We start from the raw sequence: 16,696 nt of genomic DNA, 5'->3' as shown, positions 1-16,696 counted from the left end.
TTAATTATTTAAAAAATCGAAAGTTATTTGTGTTAATGCTTTAACGCCTAAAAGTAATCCGCTTTCATCAATCATAAAATCTGGAGTATGATGAAGTGGAGGTTCTATTACGTTTTTTGGTTTCCCGCCTAAATAGAAGTAAAACCCTGGTATTTTTTCTTGATAATAAGAGAAATCTTCTCCGATGGTTTCCGCTTTAATTTGAGTAACGTTTTCATTGCCAGCTGCAAGTTCTAATGAAGGTAACATTTTTGTAACGAGCTTATGATCGTTATAAGTTACAGCAGTAAAGTTTTCAAATGTAATGATAGCCTCTCCACCATAAGCTTTGGCTATGGTTTGGGTCATTTCTTCCATACGCATCATAATGTGCTTTTTCATTTCAGGGTCTAATGTTCTAACCGTACCAATAAGTTTAGCACTTTCAGGAATAATATTAAAACGAACACCACTGGTTATTTTTCCAACGCTAATGACTGCCGCTTCGTTTATGAGTTCAGATTCGCGACTAATAATCGTTTGTAAACCATCAATAATTTTTGCAGAAATTAGAATAGGGTCAACGCCTAACCAAGGTTCTGAACCGTGAGTTTGTTTTCCTTTCACATGGATAGTAAAACGCTCTACAGCAGCCATAGCTCCTCCGGGTTTGTAATGTATTTGACCAACATCAACACCAGAACGAATATGCAATCCAAAAATAGCATCAACTTTTGGGTTTTCTAAAACACCTTCTTTAATCATAAGTTTTGATCCGCCTTCTTCTCCTGGAGGTGGGCCTTCTTCAGCTGGTTGAAAAATAAATTTTACGGTACCTTTTATTTTGTCTTTGTTTTTTGAAAGAATTTCTGCTACGCCCATTAAAATGGCAGTGTGTGCATCGTGTCCGCAGGCATGAGCTACACCAGTTTTAGTTCCTAAAAACTCTGTTTCAACAGTTGATTTGAATGGTAAATCGTTTCGTTCAGTAACAGGTAAAGCATCAATATCTGCTCTAAGAGCAATAGTTTTTCCTTTAGTATCTCCTCTTAATATAGCAACAACACCTGTATGTGCAACTTCAGTTTTTACTTCTAATCCTAATGATTTAAGATGTTTTTCAATTTTTTCTGAAGTTTTAAATTCTCTATTGGATAGTTCTGGGTTTTGATGAAAATGACGCCGCCACTCAATAACTTTCTCTTCAATATCTATAAACTGCTTTTCTAAATTATGCTGTGCAAAACTTATAGACGCACTCATAAAAAGTAATAGAAAAAAAAGGTTTTTCATAGAAATATGATTTTTTTGAAGCTTAAAGATATTCAAATTTTACTAAAGCTAAATACAAGTACGAATTGTTTATAATTATTAATAATTCAGAGGAGAAAAACCCATAACATTGGTTATTTTCACGTGATAAAATTGAAGATGATTTGGAAAAGTATTTAAGCCAGTTAAACGATGCACAATTAGAGCCCACCATTCAAGTAGATGGCCCTATGATTGTTATTGCTGGTGCAGGTTCTGGTAAAACGCGTGTGCTTACATACCGTATAGCTTATATGATGAGTAAGGGAATTGATCCTTTTAATATTTTGTCGCTTACGTTTACCAATAAGGCAGCACGTGAAATGAAAGACCGTATTGCTAGTATTGTTGGCGCTAGTGAAGCTAAGAATTTGTGGATGGGAACGTTTCACTCTGTGTTTGCTAAAATTTTGCGTATTGAGGCGGATAGATTAGGGTATCCAAGTAATTTTACTATTTATGATACTCAGGATTCTGATAGATTGATTGCTTCTATAATTAAGGAAATGCAACTTGATAAAGATATTTACAAGTATAAGCAAGTGCGTTCTAGAATTTCATCATATAAAAACAGTTTAATTACGGTTAGAGCTTATTTTCAAAATCCTGAGCTTAAAGAGGCTGATGCAATGGCAAGACGCCCAAGAATGGGTGAGATATATAAAGAATATGTGGAGCGTTGCTTTAAGGCTGGCGCTATGGATTTTGATGATTTGTTATTGAAAACCAATGAATTGCTAACCCGTTTTCCTGAAGTGTTAGCAAAGTATCAAAACCGTTTTAAATACATTTTGGTTGATGAGTATCAAGATACCAACCATTCACAGTATTTAATTGTGAGGGCATTGTCTGATAAGTTTCAAAATATCTGTGTTGTTGGTGATGATGCGCAAAGTATTTATGCATTCCGTGGTGCAAATATTAATAACATCTTGAATTTTCAGAAGGATTATGACGATGTGAAAGTATTTCGACTAGAACAGAATTACCGTTCTACAAAAAATATTGTAAATGCAGCAAATTCAATCATTGATAAAAACCAAACGAAGCTTGATAAAATTGTTTGGACTGCCAATGATGAAGGTGGAAAAATAAAAGTAAATCGTTCTTTAACCGATGGTGACGAAGGACGATATGTTGCTAGTACCATTTGGGAAACCAAAATGCAAGAGCAACTTAATAATAGCGATTTTGCAATTCTTTATAGAACTAATGCGCAGTCACGTTCAATTGAGGATGCTTTGCGTAAACGGGATATTCCGTATAGAATTTATGGCGGCTTATCATTTTATCAACGTAAAGAAATCAAAGATGTCTTATCATATTTACGATTAATTATAAATCCAGCTGATGAGGAAGCGCTAAAGCGAATCATTAATTTTCCAGCGCGTGGAATAGGACAAACAACAATTGATAAATTAATTGTTTCTGCAAATGGTTATGGACGTACCATTTTTGAAGTTATGAAAAACATTGATAAAACCGATGTTAAGATTAACTCAGGAACAAAAACTAAACTTCAAAATTTTGTAACACTTATAGAAAGTTTTCAAGTGTTAAATCAAACTGCTGATGTTTTCGAGTTAGCAGAACATGTTACCAGAACCACTGGTTTAATAAAAGAATTCAATAAAGATGGCACGCCAGAAGGTGTTGCTAAAATGGAAAATATTGAAGAGCTTTTAAATGGTATGAAAGACTTTGTAGAGGGGCAAAAAGAAATTGCCGATACCACAGGTAATTTAGCAGAATTTTTAGAAGATGTAGCATTGGCTACCGATTTAGATGCAGATAAAGGAGATAGCAACCATGTGGCGTTAATGACAATACATTTAGCAAAGGGATTAGAATTCCCATATGTGTTTATAGTTGGTCTTGAAGAAGATTTATTCCCAAGCGCTATGAGTATGAATACTCGTAGCGAACTAGAGGAGGAGCGACGTTTATTTTATGTTGCCTTAACACGTGCCGAAAAACAAGCTTATTTAACCTATGCTTTATCGCGTTATCGTTGGGGTAAATTGGTAGATTCAGAACCTAGTCGTTTTATTGAAGAAATAGACGAGCAGTATCTAGATATTGTTACCCCAATTGAAGAACGTCGTTTTAACCCGATGCTTGATGCCGATATTTTTGGAGATGTAGAACCTAATAAAATACGATATAAACCGGCAAAAAAACCTATATTTAAAAAAGGTAAAACAGCAAAAAAGGAACCAGAGAAGTTTCAAGTTACCACGCCTAAAAATTTGAAACCTGTTGCTAAAACAAACGGAAGCACTAAGGGTAACACAAATTTATTCGATAGTAAATTGGCTGTTGGTAACATTGTAAAGCACATCCGTTTTGGTACTGGAGAGGTTATGAAAATTGAAGGCAAGGGTGCAGATATGAAAGCTGAAATTAACTTTCAACATGGCGGGGTTAAAAAATTATTATTGCGTTTTGCTAAATTAGAAGTAATTGGGTAATGGCAGATTTTATCAAAATATACGAAGAAAACCCTAATCCTAAAGAGATTAATAAGGTTGTAGACGTTTTAAAAAAAGGTGGTTTAATTATTTATCCTACCGATACCGTTTATGGTTTAGGCTGCGATATCACTAATATTAAAGCTTTAGAAAAGGTAGCGCAAATTAAAGGCGTTAAGCTAGAAAAGTCTAACTTTTCTTTTATCTGTCAAGACTTAAGCAATCTAAGCGATTACGTAAAACAAATAGATACTTCAGTATTTAAAATATTAAAGCGCGCACTTCCTGGGCCTTATACATTTATTCTTCCAGGTTCAAAATCGTTACCTAACCCTTTCAAGAAAAAAAAGACAGTTGGTATAAGAATCCCCGATAATTCTATAGCTCTAGAGATTGTAAAACAACTTGGAAATCCTATTATTTCAACATCTATTCATGATGAAGACGAAGTTTTAGAATACACCACAGACCCAGAACTCATTCTTGAGAAGTGGGATAATCTAGTAGATTTAGTTATAGATGGCGGTTATGGCGATAATGAAGCCTCCACGGTAATCGATTTATCCGAAGGTAATCCTGTGGTTGTTAGAGAAGGCAAGGGGAGTTTAGAGATTTTTTAAAATAATTTGGGCGTTTCCACAAGGGTCGGACTTTCGGCAGTAGCTCCCTCCTGCGTCTGGGAGCTTCAACAAATGCTTCAATCTCTAACGCGGGCATGTTTGCTAAAGTGATTTTTTTAACTGGAATAGCGATGAGCTTTTTGGAGAAGTTTTTTTAGCTTATTTGTGCAATGTATTTTATTTATTCGTTTTTCTCATTTTAATTATATTTCCAATTAAATTAATTCCGACAGATTGAATTAAAGTATTAAAAAAGAGAAACATCAGATTCTTCAATGTCCAGAAATCAGTATTTGATTGGAATAGAGGAAATCCGTCTTTAAATTACTTAAATGGAAATCCAACAACATTATTTACAATTCTATTAAATTCCACTTGTTTAGTGTTCACATTATCTACCATTGATAAAAATGTCAAGACAACATTTATTATAAATAACCCTATCATGATAAAACTCATTGTCAGAATTATTTGGTAAACATAGTTTGCTCGCTTTTTCAATATCTTTAACTAATTCAGAAGTTGGTTATACATTGTTACCTGCTGGCTTTTTTATAATGGTGTTGCCCGCAGTTTTTATTTTCAGTCCTTTTTTTCCAAGTAAGCGATTAAATTCATTAAGGTTTTTTCATTGGCTGGAATAAAATAATTCATTAATGACAAGTATTTCGGATTGTTTTTATATCCAATTCCAAATGATTTAATATTGGTGTCTCCATCTTCTAACTCGTCAAAATAAATAACATTAAAAAAATCCTTGGCATCATCTTTCATAAATTCAGGAAAATTATCTGCTATTTCGGATTGTAGGGTCAGAAGTCTTTTCGGTACATAATTTATAATGTGAGTAACGATTGTAGTGCTATCTCCAATTTTACCTTGTTCATTGTAATTCGTCTTGATATAACCGCCAACTTTTAGGTCAACTTCTGCAAGCGGTACAGCCCAATTCTCCCAGCCTTTTTTTGTAGTATATGCTTTCCAAACAGAATCGATTGGCGCTTTTATAGTTAGTTCTTGAATTAGAACCAATTCAGGCGTTTTTGTTGAATCAATTTTCGATACAACTCTTTTTTCCTGTCCGCATATGATTGAGGTCATAAAGACTGAAAAGAGAATGAATAGTAATTTTTTCATCAGTATATTTTTTAATTATACGTTTTCTCAAATTATAGGCAACGTTGTTGTATATGGTTAGTTGGGTGTTTGAGCAACTAATTTAGTAAACAAATACTTGCCAGCGGAAAATTCTGAAGGAATTTTCCAAATAAGCACTTGCTAAAGCATTTAATTATACACGTTGTTTGGCTCTATTTTTTTATAAGCTTTGAGCCACCTTTAGACAAAAGGTAATATCTAAAGAATTTTCCCTAAAAATCATAACTTCCTTTCCATCGGAATCAGTTATAAAAAACCTGTCTGGTAGATTTCTAGGCAGTTCTCTTGAAAAAGTGTTTACAAAGGTACAAGCCGTTAAAAATGCTCCTAAATCTGTTGGATGACTACCATCTGGTAAAAACAATTGTATATCTGATCTTAATTTTTTAGCTAATTTCCAAGCTTCTCCAACCATAACAAGTCCACAATCACTTTTTTTTGATGCTTGTTGATGCGATTCTGTTATTGCTTTTTGAAATTGTGGAATTTTTTTTGGTGGCCAAGGCACATAGAAGTAAGGTTTTGCACCAGAAGCTTTAACTAGGTCAGATAACTTTTTAGAGTATTTGAGAAATTCTTCCTTTTTCTTAACAGCTTCACTACTTGATCCTTGTAAAACAACAATATCATATTTCCCACTACTTATTGCTTCTTTTGATTTAAGTCCTTTATTACCATACCAATGGTCGCTTAATTTAGCACCACCTGCCGTACTTTTAGAGGTTATTAATTTAATTTTAGTACTATCTGAAATTAGAGATACAAGATGAGGCATATTAGAATAGTATGTGTAGCTGTTACCTATAAATAATACAGTCAAAGTATCTTTTTTAACTTGTGCTAAACATTCATCAACTATTCCAACAAAGAAAATTGTAATAAATAAATACCTAATAAATTTCATATCTGTTTTTAAATTTTGCTTAAGGTGTTTGTGTATGATTTCGTTGCTTGTCTAAGCACTAAATTTAGCAAATACAAACTGAATAGAAAATCCGCAAGAATTTTCGTAAGTGGGCGAGCACTAGCAATTAATTATACACGTATTTGTTGCTTTCGTTTTTTAAAATATCTATAACCCTTTGTCGATAGGTCTTGGTGTTGGAGTTTGAATCTTAATTTCATTAGAAAATCTAATCCATTCGTCTAGAAGCTCTGCATACTTTTCTTTTTCAGATTCCTTAAGATCGATTTGCTCACCGATATCATTTGATAGGTTGTAAAGGGCGAAATTTTCAATATTAAATGGTCTCGTGAAATTTGTGATTTTCCAATTCCCTTTTCTCAGCATCGCGTTGCCGTAATGCTCCAGTGCGAACACATAAGTTGAATCATGAATTTTATTTGATTTTCCAGAGACAAATGGAATGAGCGATTTTCCTTTTAGAGGATAGACATTATTCCCGTTATAGACTACTGGATAGGTCACGTTGGCCACCTCATAAAAAGTTGGTGCTATATCTAAAAGACTTGTAAAACCATAATGAATTTCATTTTTCCTATTCACATTTGGGCCACAAATAATCATCGTTGTGTTTGTACCGCCTTCGGTTGCAAAGTCTTTGTAATATCTAAAGGGAGAAGAACCTGCTTCCGCCCATTGTGGACCATAAGAAATATATGAATTGGCATTTCCCATGTTATCAAAGTCATCGTTGTAATATTCCTTTAAACTCGAGAACCTATCATCATTTATAAAGTCTCTGTGTGCAGCGCCATTGTCTGACATGAATACAAATAGCGTGTTTTCATATTCACCTATGTCTTTCAAGTGTTTAATCAATCTACCAATATTGTGGTCTAAATTATCAACCATACCAGCATACAATTCCATTTTTCTGGCTTCTTTCTTTTGCTCTTGATTCGATAAAGAATCCCAAGGCAATACGCGTTCATGACTGGGTGGAGAGGTGGCATCATTTGGAATAATTCCCGCTTTTTTGAGGCTCGACAATCTTCGTTCTCGTAATTTTTCATATCCATCATCATATTGGCCTTTGTACTTTTTCCAATATTTTTTATCAACCTGCAACGGCCAATGTGGCGATGTATAAGCAGCAAAAGCAAAGAAGGGTTTGTTATCCCTGTTATCAGAACCTATGTATTCAATCAATTTATCGGTATAAAAATCTGTAGAATAATTGCCTTCTATCCATTGTGTTGAAATTCCATCCTCTGTATAACTAGATAACCCATCAAAAAGGGCGCTTCGATTGCTGTAGTGATTTCCAGCACCTTGGAGTAAAACAAAAGAGTGCTCAAATCCTTTTTGATGTGGATTGGATTCAGGTGTTTTGCCAAGGTGCCATTTTCCTGCCATATATGTATGATAACCACGGTCTCTCAACAAAGCAGGAATGGTGACAATTCGATCGGTCAACCTTCCTTCATAACCAAACACTTCTGTAACATTTCCTTGGCCTCCCATTCCAGCAATATGATTGTCATTTCCGGAAAGCAACATGGCCCGTGTAGGGGCACACATGGGAGCCGTATGAAAATTGCTAAATTTAATCCCTCTTCGCGACAATTCATCAAGGTTTGGTGTTTGAATATCTCCGCCATAACAACCGATATCGCCAAATCCTAAATCATCGGCAACGATTAACACTATATTGGGTTTCTTATTAATTGCTTTTTTACTTTTTTGTTCTGTGCATGAAAGCACTATTGTAGATGCCAGTAAGAATGAGAAGAGAAGTTTAAAACTTCTGTATTTTTTATACATGTTGATTACTTATTTAATTAGCTCTGGCATTTTATTGAATATATTTATTCTTCATACATGTTGACTGCTTTATATTCGATTGGTAATAATGAAGCACTACTTGTTATATGATGATAAATATAAGATTTAATTCACGGTTTTGTTCCGTTTTGGAACGATAAGAGGAGTTTTGTTCCTGTTTACGTGATTCTTATAACAGCTCCAAAGCATTATCCAAAGGACTTTTTATTGATAAACATCTTTTTAAAAAGCGCAGTTTCTAGATTAAATTACAAAGCCAGCAATTAGGCCCGAGTTAGGGATTGAATGACATGTTTGATCCCGATAGTAATCGGGAGAGTAGTGAAATCGCGCCCCTTAATGGGTAACGCCCAAATTATTGTATAAAAAAAGCCCAACCTTTAGATTGAGCTTCTTAAATATGTTTTTTAAAATGTACTAGTTGTTACCAGCTTCTAGGTTTTTCATTTCTTTTTCAATCATATCATAAAACTGATCGATTTTAGGAAGAATAACAACACGTGTACGTCTGTTTTTTGCTCTGTTTGCTGCAGTATCATTATCTGCTAGTGGCACGTAAGAACTACGACCTGCGGCAATTAATTGTGATGGGTTAACATCTAGCGATTGTAATACTCTGATGATAGATGTAGAACGTTTTACACTTAAATCCCAGTTATCTACCAACACGCCTTTGCTATATGATTGGCTATCTGTATGACCTTCAATCATGGCTTCGAAATCTGGTTTGCTGTTGATTACTTTTGCAACTTTTGCTAACACATCTTTTGCTTTAGATGTTACGTTGTAGCTTCCGCTTTGGAATAATAATTTATCTGCTATGGAGATAAATACCACACCTTTTTCTACATTAACCTCAATATCTGGATCGTTAATGCCAACTTCTCGTTTTAAGCTTGTTACTAAAGCCAATGTTACACTATCTTTTCTTGTAATGGCGTCTTGTAGGCGTGTAATTTTTAGATCTCTTTCTTTTAGAGTTTCTAAAGATTTTTCAAGGTTTGTAGCGCCTTTGGTTGTTAGTTCTGTTAAGTCTTGAGAACTTTTTATTAAGGCTGTATTGTTTTTCTTTAAATCTGCTAGTTGGTCTTTCATAGCCTCAACTCGTGCTGTTGCTGATGCTCTGTCTTCTAGACAAGAATTTAACTTTACTGTTGCAGAATTAAGTAAGTCTTGAGTTTCTTTTTGTTTTGCTTGAAGATCTGTGTATAATTTTTTTGATACACAAGAGCTTAATAAAAGCATTGCAGACACACTAAGTAATAAAATTTTTCTCATGATTATAATTAAGGATTAATTTTGATAATGTTTGCACAAAAGTATATAAAAATCAGTGGTTTTAAACATTTTAACAAAACTTTTACTAACGAGTTATAAACTTTTGTAATTGGTTTTTTTATTTACGAAATAATCAACCACTATGGATGTTCTCTGGTAGTAGTTTGTTTTGTTTTTTATATTTTTTCTTTGTTTTAGCAATCTGTTTAAATGATAATAATAACTAAAGTGTGCTTTTAAGACTGCTAATAGATGGTTTGGTTTAAGCTCAATCAAGAATTTTATACCTGCAATACCATCTAAAACTAATCTAACAAACAATTTACCAAGAAGAAAACCATTGGCATTTTTTGTAATTGCAAAAAGGCTATTTCTAAAATTTAAAAACGTTTTTTGCGGATTAGTATTTTTTAAAGTTGCCCCACCAACATGAAATACTGTTGACGCTCCAACGTATTTTACAGAGTATCCTAAATTCTTTGCACGCCAACACAGGTCTATTTCTTCCATATGTGCAAAAAAGTGTTCGTCAAAACCATTTAATGCTTTAAACACTGCGTTTTTTATAAATAAACATGCACCTGAAGCCCAAAAAATTTCTGTGGTATCGTTGTATTGTCCTTGGTCATTTTCTAGAGTATCAAAAATTCTACCTCTGCAATATGGATAACCATATTTGTCTATAAAACCACCGCCAGCACCTGCATACTCAAAATAATCTTTGTTTTTATAATCTAGTATCTTGGGTTGAATAATGGCTGTGTTAGCGTCTTTATTAAAAGTATCTATAATTGGATTTAACCAGTTTTGAGTAACTTCAACATCACTATTTAAAAGACAAAAAACATCAGCCGCTATAGATTTTAGTGAATCATTATAACCTTTTGCGTAACCTCCATTTTCATTATTTTGAATAATTGTAATTTCTGGATAATTTGTTTTCATGAAGGTTATAGAGTTATCAGTAGAAGCATTATCTGCAACATATATTTTAGCTGTTTTAGAATTCTGAATAACTGATGGTAGAAATTGTTCTAACAGTTTTTCTCCATTCCAATTTAATATGACTACGGCTAGCTTCATGGCTTATATGCTGGAATATCTTTTAAAAATTGATAACGTTTATTTTTAAAATCCATTTGACAATAATAATGATTTAATCCGTTGGTTACCATTAAATAAGTAGCATTTAACTCTAAATTATAACGTGCTATCTGATCGAATGTGTTTTGCTTAATCTCGATTTTTGGAGCTTTGCATTCTACTATTAAATGGATGCTGCCATCAGTATTGAAAACTACTATATCATATCTTTTTTTAAGAGAGTTTAAAATTAATTCTTTTTCAACATTAATTAAAGATTTTGGATACCCTCTCTCTTTTATTAAGAATTGAATGCAATGTTGACGAACCCATTCTTCGGGTTGTAAAACCACAAATTTTTTGCGTATTGAATCAAAAATAGAAACTTTATTTTCGTTATTTTTGAATCGGAAGGTATATGTTGGAAAATTTAAATTTTGCACCTCACAAATTTATCATTATAATGTCACTTCAAGTGATTTTCATAAAAATTTTTATTACGATTTGGACGAAGTCAAACAATTAGTTACAGATATAAAAAATAAGAACCTAAAACCTATTTACTTTTTGATGGGTGAAGAGCCTTATTATATTGATAAAATTTCAGATTTTATTGAGAGCACAGTTTTAGCTGAAGAGGAGCGAGGTTTTAACCAAATGGTTTTGTACGGGAGAGATGTTTCCATTGAGGATATAGTTGGCAATGCTAAGCGTTATCCTATGATGGCAGAGTATCAAGTAGTTATTGTTAAAGAAGCTCAAGATTTATCTAGAACGATTGAAAAGCTTGCTAGTTATGCCGAAAATCCCCAACCTACTACGGTTTTAGTGGTTAATTATAAGTATAAAAAAATTGATAAACGTAAAGCGTTATACAAAACACTTAAAAAAACGGGTGTTGTTTATGAGAGTAAAAAACTTTACGAAAATCAAGTAGCCGATTGGATTCGTCGAGTGCTTTCTCCAAAAAAATATAGTATTTCTCCTAAAGCTGCCCAAATGCTTGTGGAGTTTTTAGGGACAGATTTAAGTAAAATAAACAACGAGTTGGAAAAGCTTCAAATTATTTTACCTGAAGGGACTCAAATTTCACCGGATCATATTGAAGAAAATATTGGTATTAGTAAAGACTACAATAATTTTGAGTTAAGAAAAGCCATTGGAGAAAGAAATACTGTTAAAGCCTATAAAATTGTCAACTATTTTGCTGATAATCCTAAAGATAACCCAATGGTTGTAACTGTATCCTTATTGTTTAGTTTCTTTTCCCAATTACTTCATTTTCATGGCTTAAATGATAAATCTCCACGAAGTGTAGCTTCAGCCTTAAGAGTGAATCCTTATTTTGTAAACGATTATATAACAGCTGCTAGAAACTTTCCAATGCGAAAAGTTAGTACTGTGGTTTCTACATTAAGAGAGTTTGATGTAAAAAGTAAAGGTGTTGGTTCTAATGCTGTTCCTCAAGGTGATTTGCTTAAAGAGTTGTTAGTTAGAATTTTTAATTAATAATTATATGGATGTTGATATTCATGATAGTTGGAAACCGTATCTAGAAGAAGAATTTAAAAAACCATATTTTTTAGATTTAGTCAGTTTTGTGAAGTTTGAATATAAAAACCATAAATGTTTTCCATCTGGTAATCAAATTTTTAATGCGTTTAATAATTGTCACTTTAATGATTGTAAGGTGGTTATTATTGGTCAAGATCCATATCACGGAGATGGTCAAGCCAATGGGCTATGTTTTTCGGTAAGCGATGGTATTAAGCATCCACCATCATTGATAAATATTTTTAAAGAAATAGAATCGGATTTAGGAATTCCATATCCAGAAAGTGGAAATTTATTACGTTGGGCTAATCAAGGTATTTTATTGTTGAATGCTACACTTACTGTTAGAGCACACCAAGCTGGGAGTCATCAAAAAAAAGGTTGGGAAATATTTACTGATGCTGTAATAAAAACAATCAGTGATAAAAAGAGTAATGTTGTTTTTCTATTATGGGGTGGTTATGCTAAGAAAAAGGTAAAATTAATTGATACTAATAAGCATAAAGTGTTGACTTCTGGTCACCCTTCACCATTGAGTGCTAATAGAGGGTACTGGTTTGGGAATAAAAATTTCTCAAATACTAATAAATTACTAGAAGAGAAAGGATTAAATACCATTGACTGGTAAATAAATACAATAGTTATCTATTTTTATTCCTAACACTTACATGTAAAAGGAAAAATAGAGCTAGAGTTATAGAAGCTACTAGAAAAACTGAGTAAATCATGATAAATAGAATTTTTTAATGTCTTTATAATTACTTACTTATTAAGACACTTAAAAAAGGCTTTAGTCACTTGCATAGTAAAAAATTAACTTCCTGTGGGAGCTAATTCCTGAGGTTTTGAAGGAATAATATTTCTTGTATTTAGTACAACAGTCTTTTCTTCATTTTTAAAGGTTTTTCTAGGTTTAATTTGACTGTACTTAAAAAACATTATGTTGACTATTACAAGTCCAGAAAGAATTAAAGTAATTGTTAATAACATAGGCGTTTGGGATTAAATATTCGACAAAGTACATAATTTATTCGATAAAAAACAAATTTTTGTGAATAAAATGTTAATATCTTGAAATAACATGACAAAATTAGCAAATAATAAATTACTTACAATACGTACTAATACCTATTTTTTATTTTTTCAGATGTTTAAGTTAAAAACTTAAAAAAATGATTTATGTATAATATTCATATCCCACTTTTGCTTAATTAGCAAAGAATAACCAAAAATTGTGAAAATATTAATTGAAAAGTTTTCGAAATGTAATAGTTGATTTAATGAAATAAATTTATTTTTGAATAAAAAATAATTTTAACATGAATACACCTGAATGGGTAACAGTTAAAGAATATCAAGATATTACTTATAAAAAAAGTAATGGAGTTGCAAGAATTGCGTTTAATAGACCAGATGTTAGAAATGCTTTTCGTCCAAAAACTACAAGTGAGCTATATGATGCCTTTTATGATGCTAATGAAGATGTAAATATTGGAGTTGTTTTGTTATCTGCTGAGGGGCCTTCAACAAAAGATGGTATTTATTCCTTTTGTAGTGGAGGAGATCAAAAAGCTCGAGGCCATCAAGGTTATGTAGGGGAAGATGGTTATCATCGTTTGAACATATTAGAAGTTCAGAGGTTAATCCGTTTTATGCCAAAGGCAGTAATTGCTGTAGTTCCTGGTTGGGCTGTCGGTGGCGGTCATAGTTTGCATGTAGTTTGCGATTTGACTTTAGCGAGTAAAGAGCATGCTATTTTTAAACAAACTGATGCTGATGTTACCAGTTTTGACGGAGGTTATGGTTCTGCATATTTAGCTAAAATGGTAGGTCAGAAAAAAGCAAGAGAAATCTTTTTTTTAGGTAGAAATTATTCTGCTCAAGAAGCTTATGAAATGGGTATGGTTAATGCAGTAATTCCTCATGAAGATTTAGAAAATACAGCTTATGACTGGGCACAAGAGATTTTAGCTAAATCACCAACATCTATTAAAATGCTAAAATTTGCTATGAATTTAACTGATGATGGTATGGTTGGTCAACAAGTTTTTGCTGGAGAAGCCACTCGTTTAGCTTACATGACTGATGAGGCTAAAGAGGGTAGAAATGCTTTCTTAGAAAAACGCAAGCCTAATTTTGATAAAAAATGGATACCATAATGCAGAAAATTTCTATTTGGATTTCTGCAATGCGTTTAAGAACATTACCTCTATCAATAGCGGGTATAATATTAGCGGCATGTTTGGCACACTATAATGGTGCTTTTAAGTGGAATGTTTTTTTATTAGCAATACTTACAACATTAAGTTTTCAAATACTTTCGAACCTTGCCAATGATTATGGTGATGGTGTAAAGGGTACAGATAATGAAGAAAGAATAGGTCCAGAACGTGCTATCCAGTCTGGAGATATTTCACCTGACGAATTAATGGGCGCCATTAAAGTAAACATTATTATATCTATAATTCTAGCCTTTTTACTTATTTTCACTGCCTTTGGAGTAAAACATTTTTTTCTCACCATCTTTTTCTTTTCATTAGGTATTGGGTCTATAATTGCGGCAATTCGCTACACTATGGGCAATAATGCATATGGTTACAAAGGATTAGGAGATCTATTTGTGTTCACTTTTTTTGGTTTAGTTAGTGTTATTGGTTGTTATGTTTTATTTGCTAAGGAAATTGACCATGTTACATTATTACCAGCTTTTGCAATTGGATTATTAAGTACAGCTGTGCTTAATTTGAATAATATGAGAGATCGATTGACCGATGAAAAATCTAATAAAATTACATTTGCAGTTAAGTTAGGAGAGCAAAAATCAAAAATGTATCATAACATTTTGGTAGGGTTAGCAATAATACTCTCAAGCTTATTTGGTATTCTATATTATACTTCACCTTTTAATTTTATTTTTATAATCACTTATATCCCTCTTTTATTACATATAAAGAGAGTAAACAACAATTTAGATCCAAAACTACTAGATCCTGAATTAAAAAAATTAGCACTTACAACTGTATTGCTAGCAATATTAATGGGAATTGGACATTTACTACCGTTTTAGTAAATTTACTTTTAATAAATTTTAATATGAAAATTACATTTTACGGTCATGCTAGTTTAGGTATTCAAATAAGAGATGTTAATATTCTTGTTGATCCATTTATTTCTCCAAATGAAAAAGCATCACATATTGACATAAGTACGCTTAAAGCAGATTATATTTTAATTACACATGCACATCAAGATCATATTGTAGATGTAGAAGCTGTAGCTAAACGTACAGGAGCTATAGTGATTTCAAACTTCGAGATTGTAAATCATTTTGGAAAGTTAGGTATTGAGGGACATCCAATGAATCATGGTGGAAAATGGAATTTTGAATTTGGAACTGTCAAATACGTAAATGCTATTCATACGTCCTCTTTTCCTGATGGAACTTATGGTGGACAACCAGGTGGTTTTGTAATTGAAGGAGAGCATAAAAATATCTACATAGCTGGGGATACGGCTTTAACTCTTGATATGAAGTTAATACCACTTCAAACCAAATTAGATTTAGCTATTTTACCAATAGGTGATAATTTTACTATGGGTATTGATGATGCTATTTTAGCCAGTGATTTTATTGAATGTGATAAAGTATTGGGTTATCATTTTGATACTTTCGGTTATATTGAAATCGATCATCAAGTTGCTAAGCGAAAATTCTTCGAAAAAGAAAAAGATTTAATGCTACTAGAAATAGGTGACTCAATAGAACTTTAAATTAAATAGATCTAAAATTTTTATGAAAAAACTTGTTTTAATTCTACTATTATTTACCTTTTCCAATGCTATAAATGCTCAAATTGAACAAGGCAAAACAGGTGCATGGTATATGTATTTTTTTAAGCATCAGTTTAAAAACAGTCAGTTTGGTATTCAAGGAGATGTACAATACAGAAACTGGAATTTAGGAGGAGATTTAGAGCAGCTTTTAATTCGTTCAGGTATTACATACAAACCAAAGAGTGCAGATGTGCTTTTAACTCTAGGTTATGGAAATATAACTACTGGAGAATTTGGAGACGGGAGTAGTACTGTTTCAGAAAGTAGAATTTACCAAGAAGCTTTATTTCCTCAGAAGCTTGGTAAACGTTTTCATTTAGCACATCGTTTTAGATATGAACAGCGTTTTGTTGAAAATCAGGACTTTAGAACACGTTACCGCTACAATTTATTTTTAAATATACCTTTAAATAGTGATTCAATTTCTGCGAAAACGATTTATATGGCATTATATAATGAGCTTTTTATAAATGGTCAAACCGATATTGGAGATAATAGAATGGTTGAGTTATTTGATAGAAATCGGACTTATTTAGGTTTTGGTTATGTTTTAAAGCCTGCAATGAAATTCCAATTAGGTTGGATGAATCAGAAAACGGTCAATTGGGGTAAGGGGCAATTGCAATTAAGCTTTCATCATAGTTTTTAATAGGTTATGA

Annotated in this window: 16 protein-coding genes; 8 read left to right on the top strand and 8 right to left on the bottom strand. The window is 32.5% G+C overall.

The genetic code is table 11. The annotated features are described in order from the left end of the window. The gene (locus DIS18_RS09580) at window positions 1–1,272 is read right to left on the bottom strand and encodes an amidohydrolase (protein ID WP_109352859.1); all 1,272 of its coding nucleotides are present in this window, start codon (window positions 1,270–1,272) and stop codon (window positions 1–3) included. A 143-nt stretch (window positions 1,273–1,415) separates the two neighbouring features. Between DIS18_RS09580 and DIS18_RS09575 the strand changes: the two genes are divergently transcribed. Both DIS18_RS09575 and DIS18_RS09570 read left to right on the top strand, forming a co-directional pair. Then, the gene (locus DIS18_RS09575; protein ID WP_109352858.1) at window positions 1,416–3,761 is read left to right on the top strand and encodes an ATP-dependent helicase; all 2,346 of its coding nucleotides are present in this window, start codon (window positions 1,416–1,418) and stop codon (window positions 3,759–3,761) included. Further along, entirely contained in the window at window positions 3,761–4,381 is a 621-nt protein-coding gene (locus DIS18_RS09570; RefSeq protein WP_109352857.1) for an L-threonylcarbamoyladenylate synthase, read from the top strand. The genes DIS18_RS09575 and DIS18_RS09570 overlap by 1 nt, the downstream gene beginning before the upstream one ends. Window positions 4,382–4,963: 582 nt before the next feature. Here DIS18_RS09570 and DIS18_RS09565 read toward each other — a convergent pair. The 6 genes from DIS18_RS09565 to DIS18_RS09540 form a co-directional block, all read right to left on the bottom strand. Continuing rightward, on the bottom strand, window positions 4,964–5,518 hold the full coding sequence (locus tag DIS18_RS09565; RefSeq protein ID WP_146191817.1) for an SRPBCC family protein: 555 nt from the start codon (window positions 5,516–5,518) through the stop codon (window positions 4,964–4,966). A gap of 181 nt (window positions 5,519–5,699) precedes the next feature. Further along, entirely contained in the window at window positions 5,700–6,443 is a 744-nt protein-coding gene (locus tag DIS18_RS09560; protein ID WP_109352856.1) for an SGNH/GDSL hydrolase family protein, read from the bottom strand. 168 nt (window positions 6,444–6,611) lie between these two features. After that, on the bottom strand, window positions 6,612–8,267 hold the full coding sequence (locus DIS18_RS09555) for an arylsulfatase (RefSeq protein WP_109352855.1): 1,656 nt from the start codon (window positions 8,265–8,267) through the stop codon (window positions 6,612–6,614). Window positions 8,268–8,705: 438 nt separating this feature from the next. Beyond that, window positions 8,706–9,566: an OmpA/MotB family protein gene (locus DIS18_RS09550; RefSeq protein WP_109352854.1), complete on the bottom strand. Its 861-nt coding sequence runs from the start codon at window positions 9,564–9,566 to the stop codon at window positions 8,706–8,708. 93 nt (window positions 9,567–9,659) lie between these two features. After that, complete coding sequence (locus DIS18_RS09545) at window positions 9,660–10,649, bottom strand: glycosyltransferase family 2 protein (protein WP_109352853.1); 990 nt, start codon at window positions 10,647–10,649, stop codon at window positions 9,660–9,662. After that, complete coding sequence (locus DIS18_RS09540; RefSeq protein WP_109352852.1) at window positions 10,646–11,092, bottom strand: type I restriction enzyme HsdR N-terminal domain-containing protein; 447 nt, start codon at window positions 11,090–11,092, stop codon at window positions 10,646–10,648. Before DIS18_RS09540 ends, DIS18_RS09545 begins: the two co-directional genes overlap by 4 nt. A 61-nt stretch (window positions 11,093–11,153) precedes the next feature. Here DIS18_RS09540 and holA point away from each other — a divergent pair, with 61 nt between their 5' ends. Both holA and ung read left to right on the top strand, forming a co-directional pair. Further along, complete coding sequence (gene holA / locus DIS18_RS09535) at window positions 11,154–12,158, top strand: DNA polymerase III subunit delta (protein ID WP_109352851.1); 1,005 nt, start codon at window positions 11,154–11,156, stop codon at window positions 12,156–12,158. A 7-nt stretch (window positions 12,159–12,165) separates the two neighbouring features. Then, window positions 12,166–12,831, top strand: coding sequence for a uracil-DNA glycosylase (ung, locus tag DIS18_RS09530; protein ID WP_109352850.1), 666 nt, complete (start codon window positions 12,166–12,168; stop codon window positions 12,829–12,831). A 185-nt stretch (window positions 12,832–13,016) separates the two neighbouring features. On the opposite strand, the gene DIS18_RS14955 is transcribed toward ung, so the two are convergent. After that, window positions 13,017–13,193, bottom strand: a complete 177-nt coding sequence (locus DIS18_RS14955; RefSeq protein ID WP_181364027.1) for a hypothetical protein — start codon at window positions 13,191–13,193, stop codon at window positions 13,017–13,019. A 329-nt stretch (window positions 13,194–13,522) separates the two neighbouring features. Between DIS18_RS14955 and DIS18_RS09525 the strand changes: the two genes are divergently transcribed. Genes DIS18_RS09525 through DIS18_RS09510 form a run of 4 tightly spaced genes read left to right on the top strand, consistent with a single transcriptional unit; the run spans window position 13,523 to window position 16,686 of the window. Next, on the top strand, window positions 13,523–14,362 hold the full coding sequence (locus DIS18_RS09525) for a 1,4-dihydroxy-2-naphthoyl-CoA synthase (protein ID WP_109352849.1): 840 nt from the start codon (window positions 13,523–13,525) through the stop codon (window positions 14,360–14,362). Continuing rightward, entirely contained in the window at window positions 14,362–15,270 is a 909-nt protein-coding gene (gene menA, locus DIS18_RS09520; protein WP_181364026.1) for a 1,4-dihydroxy-2-naphthoate octaprenyltransferase, read from the top strand. The genes DIS18_RS09525 and menA overlap by 1 nt, the downstream gene beginning before the upstream one ends. Window positions 15,271–15,296: 26 nt before the next feature. Further along, the gene (locus tag DIS18_RS09515; RefSeq protein WP_109352847.1) at window positions 15,297–15,974 is read left to right on the top strand and encodes a metal-dependent hydrolase; all 678 of its coding nucleotides are present in this window, start codon (window positions 15,297–15,299) and stop codon (window positions 15,972–15,974) included. Between the two features lie 22 nt (window positions 15,975–15,996). Further along, window positions 15,997–16,686 (top strand): DUF2490 domain-containing protein, encoded by a 690-nt coding sequence (locus tag DIS18_RS09510; protein ID WP_109352846.1) that lies wholly within the window; start codon window positions 15,997–15,999, stop codon window positions 16,684–16,686. The last annotated feature ends 10 nt before the right edge of the window (window positions 16,687–16,696 follow it).

The sequence above is a fragment of the Algibacter marinivivus genome, assembly GCF_003143755.1.
Taxonomy (GTDB): Bacteria; Bacteroidota; Bacteroidia; order Flavobacteriales; family Flavobacteriaceae; genus Algibacter_B; species Algibacter_B marinivivus.
Note: the sequence above shows the minus strand (reverse complement) of the source record. Positions and strands in the feature narration are given on the sequence as shown.

What these genes read in the sequence shown, in the direction of transcription:
- DIS18_RS09580 (WP_109352859.1), bottom strand. Translation starts at nt 1,272, where the DNA reads ATGAAAAACCTTTTTTTTCTATTACTTTTTATGAGTGCGTCTATAAGT.
- DIS18_RS09570 (WP_109352857.1), top strand. Translation starts at nt 3,761, where the DNA reads ATGGCAGATTTTATCAAAATATACGAAGAAAACCCTAATCCTAAAGAG.
- DIS18_RS09565 (WP_146191817.1), bottom strand. Translation starts at nt 5,518, where the DNA reads ATGAAAAAATTACTATTCATTCTCTTTTCAGTCTTTATGACCTCAATC.
- DIS18_RS09560 (WP_109352856.1), bottom strand. Translation starts at nt 6,443, where the DNA reads ATGAAATTTATTAGGTATTTATTTATTACAATTTTCTTTGTTGGAATA.
- DIS18_RS09555 (WP_109352855.1), bottom strand. Translation starts at nt 8,267, where the DNA reads ATGTATAAAAAATACAGAAGTTTTAAACTTCTCTTCTCATTCTTACTG.
- DIS18_RS09550 (WP_109352854.1), bottom strand. Translation starts at nt 9,566, where the DNA reads ATGAGAAAAATTTTATTACTTAGTGTGTCTGCAATGCTTTTATTAAGC.
- DIS18_RS09545 (WP_109352853.1), bottom strand. Translation starts at nt 10,649, where the DNA reads ATGAAGCTAGCCGTAGTCATATTAAATTGGAATGGAGAAAAACTGTTA.
- ung (WP_109352850.1), top strand. Translation starts at nt 12,166, where the DNA reads ATGGATGTTGATATTCATGATAGTTGGAAACCGTATCTAGAAGAAGAA.
- DIS18_RS14955 (WP_181364027.1), bottom strand. Translation starts at nt 13,193, where the DNA reads ATGTTATTAACAATTACTTTAATTCTTTCTGGACTTGTAATAGTCAAC.
- DIS18_RS09525 (WP_109352849.1), top strand. Translation starts at nt 13,523, where the DNA reads ATGAATACACCTGAATGGGTAACAGTTAAAGAATATCAAGATATTACT.
- menA (WP_181364026.1), top strand. Translation starts at nt 14,362, where the DNA reads ATGCAGAAAATTTCTATTTGGATTTCTGCAATGCGTTTAAGAACATTA.
- DIS18_RS09515 (WP_109352847.1), top strand. Translation starts at nt 15,297, where the DNA reads ATGAAAATTACATTTTACGGTCATGCTAGTTTAGGTATTCAAATAAGA.
- DIS18_RS09510 (WP_109352846.1), top strand. Translation starts at nt 15,997, where the DNA reads ATGAAAAAACTTGTTTTAATTCTACTATTATTTACCTTTTCCAATGCT.